The following is a 22,932-nucleotide window of genomic DNA, read 5'->3' as shown; positions in this document are numbered from 1 at the left end:
GGGGTGTGGTCGGTGGGACGGCTCGCTTCGCGTTGCCGGGTGGCGGTTGGTGCCATGGTCGGCGGGGTGGGACGGGCCGTCGGGTGTTTCTTGGGTGTCGTTGCCGGGTTCCTGTTTGGGTGGCTGGGTGGGCCGCTGGCCACACCTAGGTCATGCTGTTACCACTCCCTTAAGGGGTGTTCCGCTCCCCCTTTGGAGAGCAATCCCGCGCAGCGATGTATCCCCGGGCGCCACCGCGCGGTGACAATCGGCCGGACAGGGCAGTGCCGCTCTGGGGTCGAACGAGGAGACGGTTGTGGACAGTGCTGCCGAACCGGCGGGCGAACTGATCCGGCGTGCCCGTGAAATGCTCCGCGAGATCGCCCCGCTCGCGGGCTTCGATATCTCCCCTGCCGTCGTCCGCGACCTCCGCTCTGCCGACAACTCCCTGCGGGCCCTGGAAAACAGCCTCCTCCGCGAACTGTCCACATTCGACGGACATAGCCGGAATCGACGGAGAGGCCCCGCGCCCGGCGGACCCGCTGGAACGCCTCGACGGCCCGCTCGCCGAGCTGACCCGGCGGGAGCTCGATGTGCTGCGGTACCTCGTGCGCGGCGAGAGCAACAGCCGGATCGCCGAGGAGTTGTACGTCTCCCCCGGCACCGTGAAAACGCACGTCAAGAACGGGCCGCGCAAGCTCACCCGCCGCTTGATCGCCCACGAAGCCGTTGCAGGCGTTGAACAACTCCGGAATCCTGCGATGGATCTGCGGAAACTCAGCCGGGGATGAGCACTGCCTTGACCACCTTGCCGGCCTCGGCGTCCTCGACGGCCTTGTTGATGTCCTCCAGCGGATACGTGGTGACGAGCCGGTCGATCGGGAACCGGCCCTGGCGATGCAGTTCGAGCAGCTTCGGAATCAGTTCTTCCGGGCGGCCGTCGCCCATCGCGACCCCGGTCACGGTGCGGCCGGTCGACAGCAGTCGCATCATGTCCAGCGAGAGCGCGGGGTTCCCGGGCCCGACGCCGAGGATGGCGCAAGTCCCATGGGGCGCCAGGCTTTCCACCGCCTGGGCCGCGACCGAAGGCACCGCTGTCGTCTCGACGGCGTAGTTCACTCCGCTCGCAGAAAGATCCCGGACGGCTCCCGCGACGTCCTCGGTGGCCGAGGCATCGATCGTGTGCGTGGCGCCGAGTTCTTCGGCCAGCGCGAGCCGGGAAGGATGGACATCCACCGCGACCACGGTCGTGCATCCGACGAGCCGCGCCGCCATGACAGCGGCAAGGCCGACCGCGCCGACCCCGAAGACCGCGAGGCCCGATCCCACCTCGGGTGTCAGCCGGTTGATCACCGTGCCGGCACCGGTCTGCAGCCCGCAAGCCAGCGGGGCCGCCACCACGAGATCGGTGTCCGCGCCGACTTTGACCACGTTCCGTTCGGTGGCCATCGCATGCGTGGCGAAGGAGGACTGCGCGAAAAAGGTTCCGTGCAACGGTCCTTCGCCGTGCACCGCGTTCGTCCCGTCCGGGCGGCTGCCACTCACGGTCCAGGCGGCGTGATCCACGCAGTACGCCGGATGCCCGCTCAGGCAGCGCGGGCACGTCCCGCAATGCCAGTAGCTCATCACGACACGGTCTCCAGGAACGACTTTCCGCACCGAGCGGCCGACAGCGCGGACGATGCCGGCGCCCTCGTGGCCGAGCACCATCGGCAGGGGCAAGGGCATCCACTGATTGCGGACCGCCACGTCCGTATGGCAGACGCCTACCGCCGAAACCTCGACGAGCACCTCGTCCGGACGTGGCTCGTCGAGCTCCAGGTCCTCGAGCGTGAACGGCGCCCCTGTCTCCCTCGCGACCGCACCGCGAATGCGCACCACGAACACTCCTTCCCGGTTGAACCGTCGCTGTCAGGAAAGGCGACGAGCACTGGCATATACGGACTTGTATTCGGTGTAAGCGTCGAGCGCCTCGGGGCCGAGCTCACGGCCGAGTCCGCTGTCCTTCATGCCGCCGAACGGCGAACCGAGGTCCAGCGTGTAGTGGTTGATCCCGATGGTCCCGGTCCGCACCCTGCGGGCGATCTCCAGCCCGCGGGCCTCGTCGGACGTCCACACCGAGCCACCGAGCCCGTAGTCGCTGTCGTTCGCGATCCCGACCGCGTCGTCGTCATCGTCGTAGGGGATGACCGCCACAACCGGGCCGAAGACCTCTTCCCGCGCGATCGGATCGGAGTTCGCGACGTCCACGAAAACGGTCGGCTCGACGAACCAGCCGTGCTCCTGATCTTCGGGCCTGCCGCCACCGGTCACCAGCCGGACTCCCCGGGCGCGCGCCCCGTCGATGTGCGCGAGCACCCGGGCACGGTGCGCGGCACTGACCATCGGCCCGCAGGTCACCGAGGGATCCAGCGGGTCACCGAGCACGAGTTTGCCCGCGAAGTCCGCGACCACGTCGACAACCTCGTCATACCGGCTGCGCGGGGCAAGGATCCTCGTTTGCAGCGCACAGGTCTGCCCGTTGTTGCGGAAACTCGACTCGCCAAGGCCCGCGGCGAACACGTCCAGATCGGCGTCCTCGAGCACGATGGACGCCGACTTGCCGCCGAGTTCCAGGGTGCACGGCCGGATCAGCCGGCCGCACTCGGCTCCGATCGCGCGCCCCGCGGCCGTTGACCCCGTGAAGGCGATCTTGTCGACCAACGGGTGCGAGACGAGGTTCGCGCCCGTGTCCCGGGAGCCGGGCACGATGTTGATCACGCCTTGGGGAATTCCGGCCGCCGCGGCGGCCTCACCGAAGACGAACGCGTCGAGCGAGGTTTCCGGGGACGGCTTCAGCACGACCGTGCAGCCCATGGCGAGCGCGGGCGCGATCTTCATGACTGCCAGCGTCTGGGGATAGTTCCAGGGGGTGATGGCACCGACCACGCCGACGGGCTCCCGCCGCACGATGGTCGCACCGTTCGGGCTCGCCCGGACTTCTTCGGTGTCCGCCTCGGCCGCCAGCCCCGCATACATCCGGAGGGTCGCCGCGGGCCCGGTGCCGTTGGCCTCCCGTGACAAGGCGATCGGCGTTCCGTTCTGCCGGCTGACGAGGGTCGCCGTTTCCTCCGCGCGCGCTTCGAGTTCGTCGGCGAAGCCGAGCATCAGGCCGGCCCGCTCGGCCCGGGACATCCGCCCCCAGGCCCCGTGGTCCAGAGCGGTGCGCGCCGCGCGCACTGCTCGATCGACGTCCCGCGCATTGCCCAGCGACACGCTCCCGATCTTTTTCTCGGTCGCCGCTTCAATGACCTCCACGGACTCGTCGCTGTCCATTTCGGTCCAGGCGCTGTCCACATACATCAGGGTGTTTTCCGTCAACGGGACTCCTCCAGTAGTTGCCCGATGCTCGCTGAATCCTTGGTGAACCCGGCGAGGCGGAACCACGAGGCTTCGCGGGCGACCTGCCGGGCCGCCAGCCGCGCCATAAGTCCGAACGCCCGCGAACCCTGTTCTGTCGCCTGGGAAGTCAGTTCTCCGTGGAGGCGCTCGGCGAGCACCTTCATCCGCCGCGTCCGCGCCGTGATCGCCGTCAGCGGCACAGCACCGGCAGCCGTGTCCGGACCGGCCTCGTCCAGGACCGCGAGCACGTCACGGTCCGGCGTGCCCGTCAGCCGGGTCAGTTCGCCGAGCAGCTCCCGGTAGTCCTGGTGTTCCAGCACGGCATAGCGGTACTCGTGTTCCTGGCATTCGATGACCGACGCCAGCGCCGCGTCGATCAGCAATACCTGCTCGCGCGCGAACTTCGCGCTTTCGGGAAGTTCGGGGACGACCGTCTCGGTGAGCCGGCGCCGGATCGCCTCGAGTTGCTGGGTCACGGCCGGAATCATGCGGCGACTCCCGCCACGAGCCGGTTCAGTTCCCGGCAGAAATACGCGCCGAGCCCGGGATAGATGAAGTTGTACATCACGTCCAGCTGCGTCATCCGCAGATCGGCGTTGCGCGGCGCCGTGCCCACGAGCGAGATCACGGACCAGTACAGGGCGTACACCATGTAGTAGTTCAGCCGCTCCCGGTCGACTTCGAGCCCCGAAAGCCTTTCGTACTGTGAGATGAACTGCTCCGTCTCCACGAGGCCCGAGTTGAGGAATTCTCCGGATTCACCGGGAGACCCCCACGCCGGGAGCATCGCGTAGGCGAGGTCGGAATGACGGTCCCCCAGGTAACACAGCTCCCAGTCGATCACCGCCTTGATCTCGCCGCTCCGCTCATCGAAAAGGAAGTTCCCGTTGCGGTAGTCACCGTGCAGCAACGAAACGCGGTCGACCACCGGCCGGTTCCGCCACAGCCAGTCCCGCGTGAGCGTGATGGTGGGATGCGGTTCGAACGCGTCCTCCTCCCACGCCCGGTCCCAGAAAGCGAGCCGCCAGTCCAGTGCCTCGGTCGTCCCCGCGCGGGGGATGTCGAACCCCGCGAGGTCGGCACCGGACCAGTCGTGGGCGTGCAGGCGCGCGAGATACTTCACGAACTGCGGTGAAAGCAGTTTCTGGAGCCTCGGGCCGTAAACCGTGCCGAGACCGGTCGCGAGTGGCACCGAGTCACTGGGTGCCGAAACCCCGTCCGAGAAGCCCGTGATCATGGCGGGCGAGCCGAAGTCCGCGAGGTCGAGGGTCAGCCAATATGGCTCGGGCGCGGGCAGCACCGACTTCACCGCGCCGAGGATGGAAAACTCCCGCTGGACGTCCGTCTCACAGCACGCGCCCTGGGACTTGATCCGCAGGACGAGCCGTTGCGCGCTTCCGTTCCTCGTGAGACGGAAGGCATAGCACTCGTTGGCGCCGCCACCGGACATCTGGACCACGTCGGTGACCCCGAACTCCTCGCTCAGCCGACGCGACAGGAACCGGGTGATACGCGACTGGGCGTCGCCCGGCGTGATACCCGGCCTGTCCCCGATTCCCCGGGCACGACGGCGAGCCCGCTCATCGAGCACGGCCGCCAAGTTCCGTTCGATCCGCCGTTGCGGCGCTACTCCGGCCGACGACCTGGTTTCTTGAACCTTCATGAATTCATTCCTCACAGAGCTCGCACACCCTCCGGGTCAGACTTCTTCCAGGCTTCGGTTCGAGGTCCGCATGCCGAAGAAACCCATCGCCACCGCGAAAATCACCGCGGCGGCCGCCATGTAACCGAATACCGGAGCAAAACCGAAGGCATCGAAAATACCGGCCACGATGAAACCCTGAGCCAGTCCAGCCACCCGCCCCATTCCGTTTCCGACGCCGGCACCGAGGCCGCGCAGGTTGGTCGGGAATATTTCGGGAGCATACGTATAAAGCACCGAAAGCGCGACATACGACAGCGCCGTCAGCAAAAATCCCGAAACGATGAGCAGCGTGGCGCTTTTCGCGAACGCGAAAACAACCAGGAAGGCGGCGACCCCCACCATGCTCAGCGCACCCACGACGCGCCGTTCGAACCGGTCGATGATCGGATAGGCCAGGAAAGAGCCGGGAACACTCGCCAAGGAGATGATGAACGCGATGCGCAGCGCCTGCGACTGGGCGATCCCGCGCTCGACGAGCAGTGTGGCGACCCAGCCGTTGAACCCGTAGTTGATCAGAATGAAACAGATCATGCAGATGGACAGGACGACGAGACGGCCGAAGTACTTGCGGGAGAACAGGTTCCGCATCGCCCCGGCCGGCACCGGCTTGGCGATGACCAGGTCGGGCAGTTCCGCGCCGGTCTTGCGCCGGGCCTCGTCCTCCAGCCGGGCGACCAGCAGTTCCGCTTCGGCTCCCCGCCCGTTGTCCGCCTGCCATCGCACGGATTCAGGAAGGATCCGCAGGCCCACCAAGCTGCCGACGACACCGAGCCCGCCGATGACGAACACCCACCGCCACATGCCGTGGCCCAGGGGGATCAGCAGGCTGGAGATCCCTGACACGACCGGGATACCGATGCAGCCGAGCCCGAGGAGCACGGCCTGGTAGCGGCCGCGCAGATGCTTCGGGTACATCTCGCTGACGAACACCAGGAGCACACCGGTCATCGCCTGCAGGCCGACGCCGGTGAGGATCCGGCAGGTCCCCAGAAAACCCACGTTGGGCGCGCACGCCGCGGCGATCGAGAACACCGAGTAGAAGACGACCGACGCGAGGATGATCTTTCGCCTGCCCACCCGGTCGGCCAGTCGGCCGCCGACCACCGCACCGATCATCATCCCGGCGAACGTGATGGACGAGAGCGCCCCGATCGTCGAGATCGATAGCCCCCATTCGGCTTTGAGCGCAGGCGCCGTATAGCCGAGCATGGCGGCGTCGAGGGTATCGAAGAGGAAGAAGAACGCCAGCAGCACCATCCATCTTTTGTGCGTGGCGGTCGCCACCGGCAAGCGGTCGATCCGGGCTTTGAGAACAGCGGCTGAATCCCGCTGTTCGGAGGTAGAAGTCGTCATTGATCTTCTCCGGGAAAGTTCGGGGACACGTCGTCGCGACCCGAAGCGGGCGTGACGACGTTCTTGGTCTTCAACCTCTGGAAGGTCATCCAAAAAGGACGGCGGACTCCGCGCGCCCGGCTCCACGACCGGCACCGGGCGCGGCCCGGCCACAGCCGAACCGCTCGGGCAACGCGCCCCACGTGCTAGCGTTCAATTGCTTCGCTGCCCGAACCATATGTGTCACTATCGCGGGCAGCGAACCACCTGTCAAGAGACGGGCGAACGGGCTTCACGGCCCGGCGCCGAACGGGGGCTTAGGGTGATGTTCATGGACGGCGAGTCCGGCACGAATACCGACGACCCCGCGATTCCCGGGCTCTTCGAGCGCAATCCGGTGTCGCTGACCCCCGCGGAAGTCGCGGCGGCGAGCAGGCCGCCACTGACGATGATCGGCAACCGGCTGCGCGAAACCAACGCGAACGCGCCGCTCAGCGCCGCACAGAGCCTGGTGCTGAGCCAGCTCACCACCACAGACTCGATGCCGATCACCGAACTGGCCGCGGCCGACGGCCGCGCGATCTCGACGATGACCGAGATCGTCGGACGGCTCACCTCGGCGGGCCTGGTGGTGAAACGGGGCGGCGTGGAGGATCGCCGCCAGGTCAGGGTCGCGATCACCGCGGAGGGCAGGCGCGCCCTGGAGGACAACCAGCGACTACGGAACCAGACTCTCACCGAGCGCATCGCCGCGCTGTCCGACCAAGAACGGGCAGCACTCGCCGCGGCCCTTCCCGCCCTGTGGAAGGTCGCCGAGATCGATCCCGTCGCCTGGCCGCGGGTGCACCCCCGCAGCGAACGCCGTCGCCGACGAACAACGCGCTGAGCAGAGGAACCGACAGGACGGCCATCATTTATGGTTCGTGTCACGAAGCAATAGGCCGACGAGCGGCGCGTCCGGACCCTCTACACTATGGGCCGATTTTTGCTATTATCGGACCAAAACGTTCGAAAGGCCAACGGAGGTCATCGTGACGGAGTCGCGCGGCCACGGGAGTCCTGGGGCACTCGACGCCACGGGACCCCGGGTCGAAGACGCCATCGAAGCCGGATTGGTGGCGCACGACCAGTTGCGGGCGAAATGCCGGCAACTCCTCCGGATCCGCGACTTCGAGGCTGCCGGGGAACTCGAGCGGTTCCGCGCGTTCGAAGGCATGGTCTCGCGCCTTGACGACTTCGCACGAATCGCCACCACGGCACACACCGCGTGAGCTTGTCCCCGTTCGCCGGACACGTTGGCGTTGCCCCGGTTTGCCGGACCCGCAATGGTGGAGTCTAAGGCGGGTTGTTGTAGCTCGTGGAGTCTTTCATACTCGACCGGTGTGAGGTGGCCGAGCTTGGAGTGCCGACGTTGCCGATTGTGGAAGATCTCGAAATATTGGAAGATTTCGTTCGCCAGCTCGGTACGGATTTTCCAATTCTTCCGGTCGAGCAGTTCGGTCTGCATCTTCGACCAGAATGACTCCATCATCGCGTTATCGTAACCATCACCGACAGTTCCTAACGACGGCATGAGTCCGGCCTCCTTGACCCGGTTGGTGAAGGACCAGGACGTGAATTGCCTAGGTTCAGATTTCCTTGCGGTTGCGCGGGAACGGGTGACAGGGAACAAGGGTGCGCGCACCCCCGGAGTGGACCGGGTTGCTCCCTGGTTCATTTCTGAGCCAGCGAAAGTTACCGATTTTCTGGGCGAAACACGGGAACTGCTGCGGACGCGGGAGTTCGTGCCGCTTCCGGTTCGGGAGCGGCGGATTCCCAAGCCCGGGCAGCCTGGGAAGTTCAGAAGGTTAGGGATACCCACGGCTCGGGACCGGTTGGTGCAAGCGGCTCTGGTGCTGGTCTTGGAACCGATCTTCGAGGCGGACTTCGCGCCCGTGTCCTACGGGTTCCGCCCCAAACGTCGAGCGCAGGACGCGATCGCGGAGATCCACTTCTACGGGACGGGTTCCCGCAGTTATGAGTGGGTGTTCGAGGCCGATATCGCGGCCTGTTTCGACGAGTTGCCGCATCAAGTCGTTATGGCCCGGCTGCGGCGGCGGATCGGGGACAAACGTGTCCTTGCTCTGGTCAAGTCCTTCTTGAAAGCGGGCGTCATGTCCGAAGCGGGACAGTATCAGGGGACGGTGGCCGGCACCCCACAAGGCGGTATCATATCGCCGTTGTTGGCGAATATCGCGCTCTCAGCGTTGGATGAGCACTTCCTCGCCAAGGACGACCATGGAACATCGTGGCGGAGGGGAGCGCACCGCAAACGCGGTGGCGCTTTCTACCGGATCGTCCGCTACGCGGACTTATGCCGACGTCGGCATAAATCCGCTTATGTGGACCATCGGGTTATGTTGCTCCTGGTGCGATTGTGTTCGTGTGTAAGGGGTTTACTTCGGCGTGTTCGGCATAACCCCAGTGAGTCAGAGCGTTTTGAGGAAGGTCAGCAGTGTGTCCGGGGCGGTGTAGCGGCGGAGCTTGCCGCCGCGGGGATCGGTTCGGGCAAGGGCGCGTTCTTTGATGGTCATGTCGGCGTGGAGATAGATCTGGACGGTTTCGGTTGCTTCGTGGCCAAGCCAGAGGGCGATTACCGAGACGTCGACGCCGGCGTGCAGCAGCGCCATCGCGGTGGAGTGCCGCAGGGTGTGTGGTGTGACGTTTTTGTCCTCGAGCGAAGGGCAAGTGGTCCGGGCGGCGTGGGTGTGTTTGGTGACCAGGCGTGCGACGGCGTCGCGGGACAATGGGGTTCCCCGTCTGCTGGGGAACAGCGGGTCGGTCGCTGTGCCGTCGTGTTCTTTCAGCCAGGTCTTCAGGGTTTTGGCGGTGGTGCTGGTCAGCGGGGTGCAGCGGTCCTTGCGTCCCTTGCCGTGGCAACGTAGATGTGCGCCCGCGCCAAGGTGGACGTCGCCGATTCTCAGGCTGGTCAGCTCGGTGACGCGTAGTCCGGTGTGGACGGCGATCAGCAGCAGCGCGTGGTCGCGGCGGCCGGTCCAGGTGGACCGGTCCGGAGCGGCGATGAGTGCGTCGGTCTCGACGCGGGTCAGGTAGCTGACGATCGCGCGGTCCCGCCGTTTGGGAGGGATAGCCAGCACCCGTTGGATTAGCGCAGCGTGCTCGGGCGCGCGGGGCAGCGCGTGGCGGAAGAAGGAGTGAATCGCGGCCAGCCTCGCGTTGCGGGTCGCGACGTTGTTGCCCCGTTCGGTCTCCAGGTGTTCCAGGAACGCCCCGATCATCGGAGCGTCCAGGTCGGACAGCTCCATCTGGGCGGGTTGCCGCCGAACGCGGGTGCTGGCGAAGCCGAGCAGCAGTGTGAACGCGTCGCGGTATGTGGCGATGGTGTTCGGGCTGGCTTGGCGTTGCCGCATCAGTTTGTCGGTGAAGAAGTTCTGCAGCAGCGGCGCGAAGTCGCAGGTGTCGGTGTGCGCGGTCACGGCCTGGTCTCGTTTTCTGTGGTGAAGGCGCGTTCCAGCCGCGAGGCGGCCAGCGCCAGTAGTTCGGGTGATCCGCTCAAATACCAGTAGGAGGACTTGGGGTCGACGTGGCCGAGGTAGGTGGCCAGCAGCGGCAGGCGGGCCTGAACGTCGACGCCGGCCCGGTACCAGTCCAGCAAAGTCGCGACCGTGAAAGTGTGGCGGAGGTCGTGGATTCGTTGCCGGCGACGCCCAGGGGTTTGGGCGATGCCCGCGGAGGTGAGCAGCCGGGTGAACGTGTGCGACATGTTGGCCGCGTCCAGCCGGGTGCCGCGGGTGGACACGAAGAACGCCGGGTCGGCCGGGGCGGGGGCGAGCCGATCGCGCACGAGCGCGTAGCCGGCCAGCGTGGCCCTGGTCGAGGCGTGCATGGGGATGTCGCGGGACTTACCGAACTTCGAGTCCCGCACTGTGAGGACACCGCTTCGCAGGTCGACATCGGAATGATCTAGCCGGCATACCTCGCTCACGCGCATCCCGGTCACCGCCAGCAGCCCAAGCGCGGTCTGCCAGGTCGCCGCCCGCAGCGAAGGCGACAGCCTGCCCGCGGCCAGCAACAGAGCGACGATCTCACTGGGCGAGTAGAGATATGGGGTGACCCGCCGATAGCGGCGCGACAGGACGTCCTCGGGTGGGATTTCCGTTGCTGGTTCCATGGTTTTCAGGTGCCGGGCGAAGATTCGCACCACGTCCAGGCGGCGGGCCCAGTGCACTCGGTCAGTGCTGCCCCGAGGTGTCGATGTCGCCCAGGTGATAGCGGCGTCGGCGGAGATGACGGTGTGGCCACGCGATTCGAGGTAGCCGATGAAACTCATCAGTTTCGGTCCCCAGGTGGTGAGTTTGAACCCCAGCGCACGGCGCATGGCCAGGTACTGTTCGGCGTGTTCCCGCAGCATGGTCATGACCTGCCACCTTGTGGCGCGGGCAGCGGCCAGGGGCGTGCCAGTGTCCGCAGCGCGGTGTAGTCGACCTTGGCGTAAACGGTGGTGGATAACTGGTTGCGGTGCCGCAACAACTGCCCGACCTCGGCCAGCCCGGCGCCAGCCTGTAACACCTCGGTGGCCAGGGAATGTCGCAGACGATGCGCGCCCAGCCAGGGTAGCCCGGCCCTGTGGCAGGCCCGCCCCATGATCGCCCGGACCGCCGTGCCCGACAACGCGTGATAGGGCGCGCGGGCCGTGACGAACAACGCTGAGCACGAACACGACGGCCGCCCACTGGTCAGGTAGTCGGCCAGCGCCCGGCCAACCTCGACCGGCAGCGGGATCCGTTCGAACGTGGATCCCTTGCCGCGCACGGTGATCTCTCCGACATGCCAGTCCACATCGGTCAGAACGAGCGCGGCGGCCTCCGCCCCGCGCAACCCGAGCCGGGCCAGCACGGTCAAGATCGCGTGATCACGCAACCCCGCCGGGGTGGAAGTGTCCGGGCCGGCGAGCACGGCCGCGACCTGATCGCGTTGCAGACCACGGGGCAACCCAGCCAGACGCCAGCCCGCCACCGCGGGAACCGCGCCGGTCAGCGGGCCCGGGATCACGCCCTCCACATGCAGGAACCGCAGCAACGACCGCAACGCCGTCACCAATGCCTTGGCCGACCACACACTCTCGGCCGCAGTGCTGTGACCGAGGACGAACGCGGTCACCGTCGCGGCGTCCAACCGTGCCAGCGAGGAATCCACTGGCTCGCGCAGCCATTCAAGGAACTTCTTGGCCTGACTGCAATAGCAGCGCACCGACTCGTCAGCCAAACCGCGCTCACCCACCAGCCACGCGCGATACCGAGCGAGCAAGATCGCTACCTGGTCGGAGCACCACACCTCGCCCCGAGCGGGTGCGACTCCGGCACCACGCAGAAAACGCAGTAACGGCCCCAAACCTCGCCGGGCCACGGCCTCGCTGCCGCTGCGTTCCCGCCGCAGCGCAAGGAAATCCTCCACCACCGTCGGCGTCAAATCCGCCGCCGTTCGGCCGGTTTCCCGCAGCCACATACTCAGCCGGTCCATCGCCCGCACAACATCGGCCGCGGAGGAATCCAGGTATCCGGTCGCTGCCAACTCCGCACGCAACGCGTCCTCGTAGGGCGCTAACGGTCCGCCGGTGACACCACGATCCTCATCCATGATCCTCTCCCGTCTGGGGTCTGATGCCCATCCAGGCGAGAGAACCTCCGGATCATGACGCCGGTTATGCTGATTGAGACCCGAATGGCCCAGTCAACCACCAGGACACGATCGACAACAGTCGGCATAACCTGATGGTCCACATAAGCGGACGATTTTGTGATCCTGGTGAAAGGAACGCGGGAGCAAGCGATGGCCCTCTGGGATGAGGTCGGCCAGGTTCTCGCCCACCTAGGGTTGCGCCTGTCCGTCGAGAAGACCAGGGTCTGCCGCCTTGACGAGGGGTTCGATTTCCTCGGGTTCCGTATCCAGCGGCGTCGCAGGAAGGGGACCACCACGTGGACGGTCTACACCTATCCGTCGAAGAAAGCCTTGCTTTCGGTGATGGGCAAGGTGAGGGCGTTGACGAATAGGGTCAAGCAAGCTTCATTGGAAAGGTTGTTGAGGCAGCTCAACCCGATACTCAGAGGATGGTGCGCCTACTTCAGACACGGGGTGTCCAAAGCAACTTTCGGATACCTGGACATGTTCGCCTGGCGACGTGTCACCGCGTGGCTGAGGAAACGCCACCCTCGGACGAATTGGGAACAGCTCTACCGGAAGTTTTTGGCCGGTCGGCCAGGAAACCGGCCATTGGAGAACGGAATAGTCATGTTTGACGCCGCAACGCTGGAGGTCACCCGATACCGGTAGCGGGCGAGCAATATCCCTACTCCGTGGACGCAGCAACCCGCCTGAGGACACGGGAATCCGTGGAGCGCCGGATGCGTGGAGACACGCAAGTCCGGTGCGGTGAGCGGGCCGGGGAGACCGGCCGGGAGCAATCCCGGAACCGCGCCCCGGTCCGACTCTCCATCATCGGCAAGGACAACCGCTCCGCCATCGGCACTCTGGTCGAGCGCGCCACCCGCTATGTGATGCTGGTACACCTGCCACGGGAAGTGGGCTATGGCACCGTTCCTCGCACCAAGAACGGCCCCGCGCTCGCCGGCTATGGCGCGGTGACGATGAAGAACGCGCTCGCTGCTGTTATGGGCACGCTTCCCGAGTTGCTGTGTCGATCGCTGACCTGGGATCGGGGCAAAGAACTGTCCGAACATGTGGCATTCACCCTGGAAACCGGGATCCCGGACTACTTCGCCAACCCGCACAGCCCCTGGCAACAAGGCACCAACGAGAATACGAACGGGTTGCTACGTCAGTACTTCCCGAAAGGTACAGACCTATCGCGATGGAGCGCGGAGAAACTTCAAGCCATCGCCACCACGCTCAACAACAGGCCGCGCAAGGCACTCAACTGGCGGACCCCCGCCGAAGCACTCAACGATCACCTACACTCACTCCACCAAGCTGATGTTGCGACCACCGATTGAATCCGCCCAGTTCCGCTCGGCAGCCTACCGTAGCCTGCTGCACGCTCACGGTCTTACCGGCTCGATGGGACGGGTCGGCGCCTGCGGCGACAACGCTGCCATGGAATCGTTCTTTTCCTTGCTACAAAAGAATATTCTCGACACCCGGCGCTGGAAACCCGGGAAGAACTACGCCTGGCCATCGTCACCTGGATCGAGACGAAATACCACCGCAAACGCCGACAACGCGCCCTGGGCAAGCTCACCCCGGTCGAGTTTGAGACCATCTACACGGTCGCATCAGCGGCCTGAAACCAGTCAGCCCCGGTGCCAACCGAAGTCTGGGCAGACCCGCCGGCGACGTGGACGTGGGGCTGGACGTGTTCGGCGGGGAGATCCTCGCTCGCTCAGCCGGCGTCCCGGCTGGAAACCTGTCGGTACTTCGGCGAGCGGACAGCGGGAACCGACAGGACGCGCAAGCTGCCGTCGCGGACGAGCGTCGCCAGCTCGGCCAGCCGGACCCGGTCGGCTTCGACGACGGGCGGTGGCGGAAAACCGATCATCGTGCCCGACGAGGACTGATTCAGCCGTCCACTCAGGACAGAAGGTCGCGATAGAGCCGTACGTGGTCGGAGGCCGCCTTCTCCCAGCTGTATCCGGCGGCGAGAGTCTGTCCTGCCACGCGCAGGGAATCCGGGTCGTCGAGCGCGGCCCGGAACTGGGTGGCGAACCCGGCGGGGTCCTCGGCGAAGCGGGCCGCGCCGCCGAAAACCTCGCGCAGCACCGGGAGTTCCCGGGTGACCACGGGGACCCCGGCGGCGAGTGCTTCCATCGCGGCAAGGCCGAATCCCTCCTTTGTGGACGGAAAGGCGAACACACCCGCCGCCGCCACGAGGGAGGGGAGCTCGTCGTGCCCGACCGGGCCGAGCATCATCGGTTCCACGCCGAGTTCGGCGGCGCGTTTGTCGAAGCGGGCGCGGTAGTCGCGGTAGTCGAACAGGGTCTCCCCGCCGGCGATCACCAGGCGCACGCCGGGGTCTGACTCGCGCAGGATGGCGTAGGCCTCGAGGAGATCCAGGGTGCCCTTGCGCGGCTCGATCCCGCCGACGGCAAGCACGTAGTGGCCCAGTTCGGCCTGCCATCGCCGCCGGGCGGGACCGTCCTCAGCCGCCTGCGCGAACCGCCGCGCGTCGACGCCGTTGGGAATGACCGTGGCCTTGATTCCCCAGCCCTGGCGCAGTTCTTCCGCCACCGCCGCCGAAACGCAGACATGCGCGAAGGGCCGCACGATGGCCCGCTCGTGGCAGGCGGCCAGCTCCGGAGTGGTGAACTGGTCGAGATGGTGCACGGTGCGGACGCATCGCTCGACGGCGTTGGCGCTGATGCAGTCCTGGGCGTGCACGATGTGGTAGTCCGCCGGATCGAAGGCGGCGCGCAGTGCGTCGATCGAGCGCAGGATCCGGGGACCGACGCCTTCTCCCTCGCGGTCCGGGAACGGCACGATCCGCTGCCGCACCCGAGAATCGACCGGCCGGAAGAAGCCGCTGTCCCCGCCCCGGCCCAGGGTCCATACGGTCACGTCCTCGCCGGCCGCGGCCAGCGCTTCGGCGAGCGCGAGGGTGTGCACCACGCCGCCCCGGGGTTTGGTCGAGTAGGACAGCAGCGCGATTCTCACGTCGTTCTCCGGTAGGCGTCGGGTTTGCGTTCCCCGAGGTGGTGCAGCACCCGCCGGGCTTTGGTGACCTCCTCGGTCACGTCCACCTCGGCGATCGCGATCCCCGCCTTGCTCCAGGTGCGGGCCAGGATGTCGCCACCGGGCCCGACCACCTTGGCCTGGCCGAGAAAGCGCATTCCGCCCATCGCCCCGGTCTGGTTCGACGAGACGAGGACCACCTGGTTCTCGGCGGCCCGCGCCTGGTCGTAGAGGTCGAAGAGGCGGGACTGGCGGTCCTGGGCCATGCGGGGCGCCCGGTTGGTGATGCTGGTCGGCCAGGCCGACAGGCAGGCCACGATCTCCGCGCCGTCGAGGGCGAGGCTGCGCGCCGACTCGGGAAAGGTCTTGTCGTAGTCGATGAGCATGCCGATCCGGCCGACCGGCGTGTCGAACGCGGCGAACTCGCTCCCCGCCGCATACGCGGCGAGCTCGCCCGGTGGCTGGTGCACCTTGCGGTGGCGCCCGAGTACCCCGTCCCCGGTCACGCACACCGCCGCGTTGTACCGGTCGCCGTCCGCCTCTTCGCAGTACCCGACGCAGACGACCATCTCCGCGGCCAGCGCGGCGATCTCCTTGAGGTAGCGGCTGTCCTGGCCGAGCGCGGGCGGCAGGGCCTCCGGGTCGGGATGCCGGAGGTCGGCCAGATACCCGCCGAGCGCGGCGTCGGGCAGCACCAGCAGGGACGCGCCGGACCCGCGAGCGTGGTCGATGAGCGTGGTGATGCGCTGCATGCCGAACTCGAGATCCCGGCCGAAATGCGCCGCGACGGCACCGATACGGATCGCTCCCATGCGGTTCAGTATCTCGACGCCACGAGATCTTCATACGCCTCGGGTCGCCGGTCCCGCAGATGGCCCATCGACCGTCGCGCCGTCTCCAGCACCCGCGGCACATCGAACTCGGCGACCGCGACCCCCTCGGTGACTCCCGTGTCCGCCACGATCTCACCGCCAGGGTCGACCACCTTCGCGCTCGCCACGAACCGCAGATCGCCGAACGTGCCGGACTGGTTGGCCGACAGCCACACGATCTGGTTCTCCAGCGCCCGCGCGCGATCGAACAGGTCGAACCGGCGCTTCCACCGGTCCCGCGCGAGATCCGCGGCCGGGCTGGTGCGGCTGCCGGGCCAGGCCGACATGCACACCACGATCTCCGCGCCGTCCAGCGCCAGCGAGCGCGCCGACTCGGGGAACGCCTTGTCGTAGCAGATCATCATGCCCAGCCTGCCGACCGGCGTGTCGAACGCGGCGAACCCGTTGCCCGCCCGGTAAGTGGCGTCCTCCGACAGCGGCTGGTGCACCTTGCGGTGGTTGCCGAGTACGCCGTCCCCGGTCACACACACGGCGCTGTTGTACAGGCGCCCGCCCGCGTTCTCGCAGTATCCGGCCGTGACCACCAGGTCACCGGCCAGCGCGGCGAGCCTGCGGATCTCGGGTCCGTCCAGCGCCAGCGCGGGCGGGCCGTCCGCTCCCCCGTCGAGGTTGGCGAGGTACCCGCCGAGGCACGCCTCGGGCAGGGCCAGCAAACCGACGCCGTCCGCGCGGGCCTGGTCGATCAACCGCGAGATCCGCGCGAAGCCGGTCTCCAGGTCACGGTCGAACGGCGCGGCCACCGCCGCGACGCGAAGCACGCTCATGCCAACCCCAATCCCGTCACCCCGGACTCGATCGCCCGGGTCAGTTCTCCATCCGGCCAGCGGAGCACCACTCCCCTGCCCGCCACCAGTTCCCCGCATTCCGCGCCCACCGCGGGCCCCGCGGGGAGCGCCGGGCCGCCGGCGGTGAGCATCGCGAACCCCGGGAAGCAGGTGAACCAGTCGCCGACCGTCGCGCCGTCCGGCCGTGGCACGGCGGCGACGTCCAGCACCGCGCCGCACCCGCTCGCCTCGGCCACCATGCCGAGCGTCCCCACGATGCCCGCCATCGACACGTCTTTCGCCGCGGCGGGCCGGGCGGCCGCGACCGAAGCGAGCATCGCCCGCAATTCCGGGGTGCGCCGCGTGGTCGTGGAATCCCATTGCCTGCCCGCATATCCCGGCCGCCACCGCCCGGCGAGATCGGCGGTGAGCCGCACCCGCTGCCCCGGTTTCCCGCCCCCGCCCGGGATCGGCCGCGCGGCACGTCCGAGCGCCGTGACCGACAGCGCCGCGGGCACGCCGAGCTGTGTGTGCCCGCCGAGCACGGGCACGCCGTAGGCCCGGCTCGCGCGCCGCAGTCCGGCGAGCACCCTGGCCGCGAACGACCGGTCCCGCGCGCCCAGCGCGTCGAGCAGGCCCACCGGTCCGGCCCCCATCGCGGCGAGGTCGTTGACGTTGACCAGCACCGAGCACCAGCCCGCCCAGTCCGGATCGCGCTCCACCATCGACGGCACGATCGCGTCGCAGGCCGCGACCAGATCGCTGCCCGGCACCGGCACGCCGTCGTCACCCACGAAACCCGGCACCCCGGTCAAGCCGGTCAGCAGCGAGCCGAGATCGCTTTTCGTGGCCTTCGCGAGCGCGGCGGCACGCCCGACGGGCCAGCGCATCAGCACATGGGGTGCGCCCGCGACCGTCACCGGCCGGACACGTTCCCAGCCGAGCCGGGTGAACAGGATCTCGTTGGGAACCTGCACCGTGGCCTCGAAGCGCAGGACCCCGGCGTTCTCGGCATATGCGCAGGCCGCCCGCACCAGCGCCGCGCCGATCCGCCCCCGGCTCGCGGGCGCGACCACCAAACGGCCCCCGACCCACCAGCCGACATCCGGGCCTTCCTCGGCGGGCCCGAGCCGGACCCCGCCGACGACCGTGCCCTCCCGGTCCCGCGCGACGAGCACGACCGTGCGCGGATCCTCGTCCCGGAAATCCAGGTCGTGCCCGGTGAACAGGCCCTGCTCGCGCACGAACACCTCGGCCCGCAACGCCCGGTAGGCCTCGATCGCCGCCGTGTCCTGGGCCTGCTCGACCCGGAAGTCCGGCTGCCTGGCGACACTCGTGGAATCACCGAGGACGGCGAGAACATCCATCATGGCCACGGGGTCACGCCCCCGCCGCGCTCAGCGCGCCGCAAGCGCCGCAGGCCGCGCACCCGGCGCCCTGGTCCGCGCCCTTCATGTCCGCCTGGCGCAACAACGCGGCAACCCGTTCGGTGATGTCGCGAACCAGCGCCGGCGACGGGGCCTTCGCGCCGTCGCGCCGGGCGAGCGTACCCAGCATCGGCCGCATCGGCACGACGAACGGATACACGCCGCGGTCGATCAACCTGCCCGCGCCCGCCACCAGGTCGTCCGGGTTCTCGCCGAGCCCGATGAGCAGGTAGGTCGAGACGCGGTTGCGGCCGAACACGCGCACCGCCTCGTCCCAGGCCTCCTCGTACTCCCGCAGTGGCACGGTTGACTTGCCCGGCATCCACCGCCGCCGCACGTCGTCGTCCAGCGACTCGACGTGGATCCCGATCGACGTGGCCCCCGCCTCCCGCAGCTCCGTCAGCACCGCGAGCTCGCCGGGCGGTTCGATCTGCACCTGGATCGGCAGGCCCGGCACCGCGTCCAGCACCGCCCGCACGCACCGCACGAGATGCCGCGCGCCCCGATCCGGGCCGGCGGTGGTGCCGGTGGTCATCACCATCTGCCGCACCCCGTCGAGCCGCACCGCGGCCTCGGCGACCTCGGCGAGCTGCGCCGGGGTCTTCGCCGCGACCGTCGACCCGGCCCGCAGCGACTCCTCGATCGTGCAGAACCGGCAGCGCTGGTCCTCCCCGTACCGGATACAGGTCTGGACCACGGTGGTGGCCAGGACATCGCGCCCGTGCAGCAGCGCGATTTCGCGGTACGGCACGCCATCCGCGGTCTCCAGGTCGTAGAACCTCGGCCGCGCAACGGGTTCCACGGACAGCCCCAGGTCGATCGTGCCATGCCGCACGCGGCCGTCCTCGATGGTGTAAGGGCTTTCCGGGTCGATCGGCAGGGTCGCGTTGCGGCCGTCGATCACCACATGGCCGTCGTCGCTCGGCCCGGCGCCCTTGTGCCGCCGGACCGGCGCGTCCACTCTCACACCGCGCACGGCCAGGCCGACCCTCGCGGCGAGGTGCTCCGTCCCCTGCTCATCTGCGTCAACGCGCACGACAACTCCCTGTAGATTCGAGCCCGGTTACGTCGATATTTCGGAAGAACGAGACGACGTGGGCTGCCGGCCGGACCGCACGAATCAGGTTCGGACGGCAGCCCCCGTTCCGGCGGAACGCGAAGTGAGCCGCGAGGGCTACCACATGTAGGTGGAGTTGATGATCGCGCCCTTGCGCGCGTAGTGGATCAGGGCGTCCTGCACGTCCAGCGGATGGGTCGGGATCACGCCCTCGATCAGGTCCTCCTCCCGGAGCCCGTGCAGCGACAGGCCGAACCGGCAGCAGTACACCTTGCCGCCTTCCTTGATGAAGGTCTTCAGCTGGTCGTTGATGTTGTGCTCGCCCGGGAACGCCGAGCTCCCGGTGGTGGGGAAACCCCGGGTGGCCATGCAGTTCATCGACCCGGGGCCGTAGAAGTAGATCGCGGCCTCGAATCCCTTGCGCAGCGCGCGGGTCGCCTGCAGGATCGCCACGAAACTCACCGACGACTCGTGCGCGATACCGTGCACGAGCGTGAAATACGACTGGCCCGGTTCCGCTTGGTAGTCCGGGAAAACCTTGGTCCCGCCGTAAAGGTTCGAGCCCTCCGGCAGCGACGGGTGCGGGATATCCTCGAGGCTCTGCTTCTCGGTCTCGGTCAGCTCGGACACGCGTTCTCCTTCTGGTATTCGTTCGGATTGTTCCTTCACCACGGAATTACCCGTAGAGCTTTTCGAAAGTGCCCCGGAAGACCAGGTCCGCGAGCTCGCCGTCACCGGTCGCGGCGCGCAGCCGGGCGTACTCCCCTTCGTGGTCTCCCCAGGGCTGGTCGCTGGCGAACAGGATCCGGTCGTGCCCGATCCCCCGCCGGTCGATCTCGTGAGCCAGCCAGCGCGGCGCGAAACCGATGGCCCACGACAGGTCGGTGTAGACCCGTTTGCCCGCCTCGATCCAGTCGAAGAACCGGTGCGAGACCAGCTTGATGTGGCCGCTCATCCCGCCGCCGAAGTGCACGAGGTGCACCGTGACCCGGTCGCCGTAGGTGTCGACGAGCTTCCCGACCTCGTCGATGTCCGAGGCCGCGCCGGGCGAGGTGTGCACATGGACGACGAGGTCGTGGGCCCGGGCGACCTCGAAGATCCGGTCCAGTCCTGGCCGGCAGTCCGGATCGGAAGCCCGCCCGCCGAGCAGGAAGCTGAGCTTCAGCGCCCGCACGCCCGGTTCCCCGGCCAGCGCGAGTGCGGCCTCGGTCCGTTCCTTGTCCCGCGCCAGCGGGGAAACCCAGAGCCCGGCCCGGATCCGCTCGTCGCGGCTCGCCGCCTCCACGCACAGTTCGTTGAAGGAGAAGGCGATACCCGGGTCGGGCACCCCGTAGTTCGGGATGACCAGCGCCCGCTCCGTGCCCTCACTGTCCAAATCGGACAGGAGCTCGTCGATCGTGGCACGCGCCGTCACATCGGGCCGCACCGGCGGGCCGCCGTAGAACGGATAAGCCGGCATCACGCCGAGATGGCGGTGCGCGTCATGGATGCCGTGAGCCATGTCAGGCCACCGTCCGCGGCGCTGTCCAGTATTCGTCGCCGGGGTAGGTGCTCTCCGGCGTCCCCGCGATCCAGTGCACCTCGCTGCCCGCGCCCGGCCTGCCGGCCGCGGCTATGTGGGACACGAGGTAGGCGGCATCGTCGGCCACGCCGCAGAAGCGGCCGGAGCCCCACGTGTACTGCCACGGCAGCCCGATGAAGTACAGCCCGGGGCAGCTGGTGACGCCGCGGGTGTGCGTCGGGTAGCCGCGCCCGTCGAACACCGGCACGTCGATCCAGCGGTGGTCCCGGCCGAATCCCGTGCACCACACCACCGAGGTGATCCCCGCCGCAAGCAAGTCCACTTCGGACGGTTCGGTGTCCGGCTCCCAGACCGGCACGTAACGCTTTTCGGTCGGCGCGTCCAGACCGTTCGCCGTGATGTAGGCGTCGATCGAGTCCTTGATCCCCTCCGAGACCGCGTCGGCACCGTCGAGGTTCTTCCGGAGGTCCGGCGCGAACGTCAGCGCTCCGTCGCGGATGTCGGAAAGCCTGCCGTAGAGCCGCATCCCATCACGGGCGAACGCTCGCAGGTCGATGTCCCGCCCGCCGTCGCGCCCGGTCACGTAGTGATTGGCCCGGAACCGCACGGCATCCGCGTCCGCGAACTGGTCGATGCCACGCCGGTAGTAGCCCATGTCGTCCAGCCACGCCACGACGTCCCGCCCGCGGTAGCACCGCGCCACGCGCGGCGCGCTGCCCACCGCGAGATGCACCCGCCGCCCGGCCAGATGGAGGTCCTCGGCGATCTGGCACCCGGACTGGCCGGTGCCGACCACCAGCACCTCACCCTCGGGCAACTGGCCCGGATTCCGATAGTCCGCCGAGTGGATCTGCGTCACCGACGCCGGCAGTCGCTCCGCGTAGCGCGGCGTGAGCGGAACCTGATACGGGCCCGTCGCGAGCACCACGTGATCGGCGGTCAGCTCGCCGTGCGTCGTGGAAATCCGGAAGCCGCCCGCCTCCTCCTGCCGCAGCCGCGTCGCGGTCACCCCCTCGGCAAGCGGGACGTCGGCGAACTTCACGTAGTCCTCGATGTACCGCACGATCTCGTCCCGCACCATGAATCCGTCGGGATCGCCGCCCTGGTAAGGGAAACCGGGCAGCCGGCACTGCCAGTTCGGGGTCACCAGGCAGAAGGTGTCCCACCGCCGGTTCCGCCACTCGCCGCCCGGGCGATCACGCTCCAGCACGACGTGATCGATACCGGCCTGCGACAGGCGGTAACTCACCGACAGCCCGGCCTGCCCGCCGCCGACCACCACGACCGCGCGGTGCAGCCCGTCGATTTCCGTTGTCACCGCTCGAATCCTTCCACTACGACGTCCGCGTCCTCACCGGTGAAACCCGCGGCCCTGCGCTCGATGTCGGCCAGCTGAGCCGCCGCCTGCGCGCAGCCGAACCCGTAGCTCCGGCGCACCCGCTCGGACGCCTGGGTCAGGGCTTTCCGGCTCAGCGCGACGAACTCCGCCACGGGATAGGACCGGCCCGCGGAGAAGATCTCCTCGACCACGGTCGAGGGCGAGTAGCATCGATGGACGGAGCCATCCGGCCACCGCACGCGGAACACCACTTCGGGCACGATCGCCTCCCGTTCTCCGGTGCTGACGGAGACCAGTTGACCGCCCCGGTATTGCCGGACTGTTTCATCCGGAAAAGCCGTGCGTTACCAGGAGCCGCCGGATGTTACGGGCAGATGGCCCTTTCGCGGCAGGCGCCCATTTCGGTGGTGATCTGGTCCACAAGAGACGGTCGGAGGACAGAACCCTGTGCCCGTGGACACCCACCCTCGCCGCGGTGATCCGGCAGTGCGTTTCCCGCAATGCGTCGAGGTGGGCGGGATCTGGTGAGAGCGGCGCGGAGGCGTTCTCGGGTGAGCCCAGACAGTCGCTGGGCAGGGGTGCGTCGAAGCCGTGCCCCGGCATGTCGACGGCCACACTTGCGGCACCCAGTCCGGCCAGCGCGCGCCGCGTCGCCGCCCACTGTCCGGAGCTGTGCCAGGCGCCGTGCACGAAAACGAAGGCAGTGCCGGTCAGGGATACGTTCTTCATGGCTTCATTCCGGGAAGAAACCGCGGCGCCAGCCATTCATAGATCTGATAAACGGCAGGGTGATATCTTTGAGGTATCGGGCATCGCGAGCGCGAGGCCGCACCCCGCATCGTCGCCCACTG

Annotated in this window: 23 protein-coding genes and 4 pseudogenes; 7 read left to right on the top strand and 20 right to left on the bottom strand. The window is 67.8% G+C overall.

Annotation, left to right across the window (positions count from 1 at the left end; translation table 11 throughout):
• Window positions 1-335: 335 nt before the first annotated feature.
• Window positions 336-770: a response regulator transcription factor gene (locus tag FPZ12_RS47005; RefSeq protein WP_144748179.1), complete on the top strand. Its 435-nt coding sequence runs from the start codon at window positions 336-338 to the stop codon at window positions 768-770.
• On the opposite strand, the gene FPZ12_RS17210 is transcribed toward FPZ12_RS47005, so the two are convergent.
• The 5 genes from FPZ12_RS17210 to FPZ12_RS17190 are packed head-to-tail and all read right to left on the bottom strand — an operon-like array spanning window position 757 to window position 6,418.
• Window positions 757-1,860, bottom strand: a complete 1,104-nt coding sequence (locus FPZ12_RS17210) for an NAD(P)-dependent alcohol dehydrogenase (RefSeq protein ID WP_208025878.1) — start codon at window positions 1,858-1,860, stop codon at window positions 757-759. The genes FPZ12_RS47005 and FPZ12_RS17210 overlap by 14 nt on opposite strands.
• Before the next feature lie 30 nt (window positions 1,861-1,890).
• Entirely contained in the window at window positions 1,891-3,321 is a 1,431-nt protein-coding gene (locus FPZ12_RS17205) for an aldehyde dehydrogenase (protein ID WP_144748235.1), read from the bottom strand.
• Window positions 3,322-3,335: 14 nt separating this feature from the next.
• Window positions 3,336-3,836, bottom strand: a complete 501-nt coding sequence (locus tag FPZ12_RS17200) for a hypothetical protein (RefSeq protein WP_144748180.1) — start codon at window positions 3,834-3,836, stop codon at window positions 3,336-3,338.
• Between the two features lie 8 nt (window positions 3,837-3,844).
• Complete coding sequence (locus FPZ12_RS17195) at window positions 3,845-5,023, bottom strand: phosphotransferase family protein (RefSeq protein ID WP_144748181.1); 1,179 nt, start codon at window positions 5,021-5,023, stop codon at window positions 3,845-3,847.
• 36 nt (window positions 5,024-5,059) lie between these two features.
• Window positions 5,060-6,418, bottom strand: a complete 1,359-nt coding sequence (locus tag FPZ12_RS17190) for an MFS transporter (protein WP_144748182.1) — start codon at window positions 6,416-6,418, stop codon at window positions 5,060-5,062.
• A 310-nt stretch (window positions 6,419-6,728) separates the two neighbouring features.
• Here FPZ12_RS17190 and FPZ12_RS17185 point away from each other — a divergent pair, with 310 nt between their 5' ends.
• Together FPZ12_RS17185 and FPZ12_RS46440 are read left to right on the top strand one after the other, a co-directional pair.
• Window positions 6,729-7,283, top strand: a complete 555-nt coding sequence (locus tag FPZ12_RS17185; RefSeq protein ID WP_166462794.1) for a MarR family winged helix-turn-helix transcriptional regulator — start codon at window positions 6,729-6,731, stop codon at window positions 7,281-7,283.
• 145 nt (window positions 7,284-7,428) lie between these two features.
• On the top strand, window positions 7,429-7,668 hold the full coding sequence (locus FPZ12_RS46440) for a hypothetical protein (RefSeq protein ID WP_243769886.1): 240 nt from the start codon (window positions 7,429-7,431) through the stop codon (window positions 7,666-7,668).
• Between the two features lie 95 nt (window positions 7,669-7,763).
• Here FPZ12_RS46440 and FPZ12_RS46435 read toward each other — a convergent pair.
• Window positions 7,764-8,018: pseudogene (locus FPZ12_RS46435) on the bottom strand (integrase core domain-containing protein); the annotation flags it as partial.
• Here FPZ12_RS46435 and FPZ12_RS17175 point away from each other — a divergent pair.
• Window positions 7,969-8,655: pseudogene (locus FPZ12_RS17175) on the top strand (reverse transcriptase domain-containing protein); the annotation flags it as partial. The pseudogenes FPZ12_RS46435 and FPZ12_RS17175 sit on opposite strands and share 50 nt — an antisense overlap.
• A gap of 210 nt (window positions 8,656-8,865) precedes the next feature.
• Here the strand turns inward: FPZ12_RS17175 and FPZ12_RS17170 are convergent.
• Genes FPZ12_RS17170 through FPZ12_RS17160 form a run of 3 tightly spaced genes read right to left on the bottom strand, consistent with a single transcriptional unit; the run spans window position 8,866 to window position 12,034 of the window.
• A complete protein-coding gene (locus FPZ12_RS17170) occupies window positions 8,866-9,873 on the bottom strand; it encodes a tyrosine-type recombinase/integrase (RefSeq protein WP_243769884.1) in 1,008 nt (335 codons plus the stop codon).
• Window positions 9,870-10,814: a tyrosine-type recombinase/integrase gene (locus tag FPZ12_RS17165; protein WP_144748185.1), complete on the bottom strand. Its 945-nt coding sequence runs from the start codon at window positions 10,812-10,814 to the stop codon at window positions 9,870-9,872. The genes FPZ12_RS17170 and FPZ12_RS17165 overlap by 4 nt, the downstream gene beginning before the upstream one ends.
• Window positions 10,811-12,034 (bottom strand): tyrosine-type recombinase/integrase, encoded by a 1,224-nt coding sequence (locus FPZ12_RS17160; RefSeq protein ID WP_208025877.1) that lies wholly within the window; start codon window positions 12,032-12,034, stop codon window positions 10,811-10,813. Before FPZ12_RS17160 ends, FPZ12_RS17165 begins: the two co-directional genes overlap by 4 nt.
• Window positions 12,035-12,226: 192 nt before the next feature.
• Here FPZ12_RS17160 and FPZ12_RS17155 point away from each other — a divergent pair, with 192 nt between their 5' ends.
• The 3 genes and pseudogenes from FPZ12_RS17155 to FPZ12_RS46035 form a co-directional block, all read left to right on the top strand.
• Complete coding sequence (locus tag FPZ12_RS17155) at window positions 12,227-12,727, top strand: group II intron maturase-specific domain-containing protein (protein ID WP_208025876.1); 501 nt, start codon at window positions 12,227-12,229, stop codon at window positions 12,725-12,727.
• 176 nt (window positions 12,728-12,903) lie between these two features.
• Window positions 12,904-13,407: pseudogene (locus tag FPZ12_RS17150) on the top strand (IS30 family transposase); the annotation flags it as partial.
• Window positions 13,408-13,411: 4 nt separating this feature from the next.
• Window positions 13,412-13,698 (top strand): annotated as a pseudogene (locus tag FPZ12_RS46035) (integrase core domain-containing protein); the annotation flags it as partial.
• Between the two features lie 95 nt (window positions 13,699-13,793).
• On the opposite strand, the gene FPZ12_RS45620 reads toward FPZ12_RS46035, so the two are convergent.
• From FPZ12_RS45620 to FPZ12_RS46030, 11 genes are all read right to left on the bottom strand, one after another.
• Entirely contained in the window at window positions 13,794-13,949 is a 156-nt protein-coding gene (locus FPZ12_RS45620; protein WP_166462792.1) for a hypothetical protein, read from the bottom strand.
• Window positions 13,950-13,981: 32 nt separating this feature from the next.
• Window positions 13,982-15,061 carry an MSMEG_0565 family glycosyltransferase gene (locus FPZ12_RS17145; protein ID WP_144748187.1) on the bottom strand — a complete coding sequence of 360 codons (1,080 nt, stop codon included), beginning with the start codon at window positions 15,059-15,061 and terminating at the stop codon, window positions 13,982-13,984.
• Window positions 15,058-15,891, bottom strand: coding sequence for a carbon-nitrogen hydrolase family protein (locus FPZ12_RS17140; RefSeq protein WP_144748188.1), 834 nt, complete (start codon window positions 15,889-15,891; stop codon window positions 15,058-15,060). The genes FPZ12_RS17145 and FPZ12_RS17140 overlap by 4 nt, the downstream gene beginning before the upstream one ends.
• A 5-nt stretch (window positions 15,892-15,896) precedes the next feature.
• On the bottom strand, window positions 15,897-16,736 hold the full coding sequence (locus FPZ12_RS17135) for a carbon-nitrogen hydrolase family protein (RefSeq protein WP_144748189.1): 840 nt from the start codon (window positions 16,734-16,736) through the stop codon (window positions 15,897-15,899).
• Entirely contained in the window at window positions 16,733-18,106 is a 1,374-nt protein-coding gene (locus FPZ12_RS17130) for an MSMEG_0567/sll0787 family protein (RefSeq protein ID WP_144748190.1), read from the bottom strand. Before FPZ12_RS17130 ends, FPZ12_RS17135 begins: the two co-directional genes overlap by 4 nt.
• Window positions 18,107-18,116: 10 nt before the next feature.
• Window positions 18,117-19,199 carry an MSMEG_0568 family radical SAM protein gene (locus FPZ12_RS17125; RefSeq protein ID WP_144748191.1) on the bottom strand — a complete coding sequence of 361 codons (1,083 nt, stop codon included), beginning with the start codon at window positions 19,197-19,199 and terminating at the stop codon, window positions 18,117-18,119.
• A gap of 138 nt (window positions 19,200-19,337) precedes the next feature.
• On the bottom strand, window positions 19,338-19,850 hold the full coding sequence (locus FPZ12_RS17120; RefSeq protein WP_144748192.1) for an MSMEG_0572/Sll0783 family nitrogen starvation response protein: 513 nt from the start codon (window positions 19,848-19,850) through the stop codon (window positions 19,338-19,340).
• A 46-nt stretch (window positions 19,851-19,896) separates the two neighbouring features.
• Window positions 19,897-20,721 (bottom strand): amidohydrolase family protein, encoded by an 825-nt coding sequence (locus tag FPZ12_RS17115; protein ID WP_144748193.1) that lies wholly within the window; start codon window positions 20,719-20,721, stop codon window positions 19,897-19,899.
• Window position 20,722: 1 nt separating this feature from the next.
• A complete protein-coding gene (locus tag FPZ12_RS17110; protein WP_243769883.1) occupies window positions 20,723-22,060 on the bottom strand; it encodes an MSMEG_0569 family flavin-dependent oxidoreductase in 1,338 nt (445 codons plus the stop codon).
• Window positions 22,057-22,341 (bottom strand): MSMEG_0570 family nitrogen starvation response protein, encoded by a 285-nt coding sequence (locus FPZ12_RS17105; RefSeq protein ID WP_144748194.1) that lies wholly within the window; start codon window positions 22,339-22,341, stop codon window positions 22,057-22,059. Before FPZ12_RS17105 ends, FPZ12_RS17110 begins: the two co-directional genes overlap by 4 nt.
• 64 nt (window positions 22,342-22,405) lie before the next feature.
• Window positions 22,406-22,810: an alpha/beta fold hydrolase gene (locus FPZ12_RS46030; RefSeq protein WP_208025884.1), complete on the bottom strand. Its 405-nt coding sequence runs from the start codon at window positions 22,808-22,810 to the stop codon at window positions 22,406-22,408.
• Between the last annotated feature and the right edge of the window lie 122 nt (window positions 22,811-22,932).

This window comes from Amycolatopsis acidicola (assembly GCF_007713735.2).
GTDB lineage: Bacteria > Actinomycetota > Actinomycetes > Mycobacteriales > Pseudonocardiaceae > Amycolatopsis_E > Amycolatopsis_E acidicola.
The sequence above is the reverse complement of the archived record's forward strand: the minus strand, read 5'-3'. Positions and strand labels throughout refer to the sequence as shown.

Excerpts from the sequence above, each read along its gene's own strand:
- FPZ12_RS17205 (WP_144748235.1), bottom strand. The coding sequence starts at position 3,321 with ATGTATGTGGACAGCGCCTGGACCGAAATGGACAGCGACGAGTCCGTG.
- FPZ12_RS17195 (WP_144748181.1), bottom strand. The coding sequence starts at position 5,023 with ATGAAGGTTCAAGAAACCAGGTCGTCGGCCGGAGTAGCGCCGCAACGG.
- FPZ12_RS17190 (WP_144748182.1), bottom strand. The coding sequence starts at position 6,418 with ATGACGACTTCTACCTCCGAACAGCGGGATTCAGCCGCTGTTCTCAAA.
- FPZ12_RS17185 (WP_166462794.1), top strand. The coding sequence starts at position 6,729 with ATGGACGGCGAGTCCGGCACGAATACCGACGACCCCGCGATTCCCGGG.
- FPZ12_RS17165 (WP_144748185.1), bottom strand. The coding sequence starts at position 10,814 with ATGACCATGCTGCGGGAACACGCCGAACAGTACCTGGCCATGCGCCGT.
- FPZ12_RS17160 (WP_208025877.1), bottom strand. The coding sequence starts at position 12,034 with ATGGATGAGGATCGTGGTGTCACCGGCGGACCGTTAGCGCCCTACGAG.
- FPZ12_RS17155 (WP_208025876.1), top strand. The coding sequence starts at position 12,227 with ATGGCCCTCTGGGATGAGGTCGGCCAGGTTCTCGCCCACCTAGGGTTG.
- FPZ12_RS45620 (WP_166462792.1), bottom strand. The coding sequence starts at position 13,949 with ATGATCGGTTTTCCGCCACCGCCCGTCGTCGAAGCCGACCGGGTCCGG.
- FPZ12_RS17140 (WP_144748188.1), bottom strand. The coding sequence starts at position 15,891 with ATGGGAGCGATCCGTATCGGTGCCGTCGCGGCGCATTTCGGCCGGGAT.
- FPZ12_RS17135 (WP_144748189.1), bottom strand. The coding sequence starts at position 16,736 with ATGAGCGTGCTTCGCGTCGCGGCGGTGGCCGCGCCGTTCGACCGTGAC.
- FPZ12_RS17130 (WP_144748190.1), bottom strand. The coding sequence starts at position 18,106 with ATGATGGATGTTCTCGCCGTCCTCGGTGATTCCACGAGTGTCGCCAGG.
- FPZ12_RS17115 (WP_144748193.1), bottom strand. The coding sequence starts at position 20,721 with ATGGCTCACGGCATCCATGACGCGCACCGCCATCTCGGCGTGATGCCG.
- FPZ12_RS46030 (WP_208025884.1), bottom strand. The coding sequence starts at position 22,810 with ATGAAGAACGTATCCCTGACCGGCACTGCCTTCGTTTTCGTGCACGGC.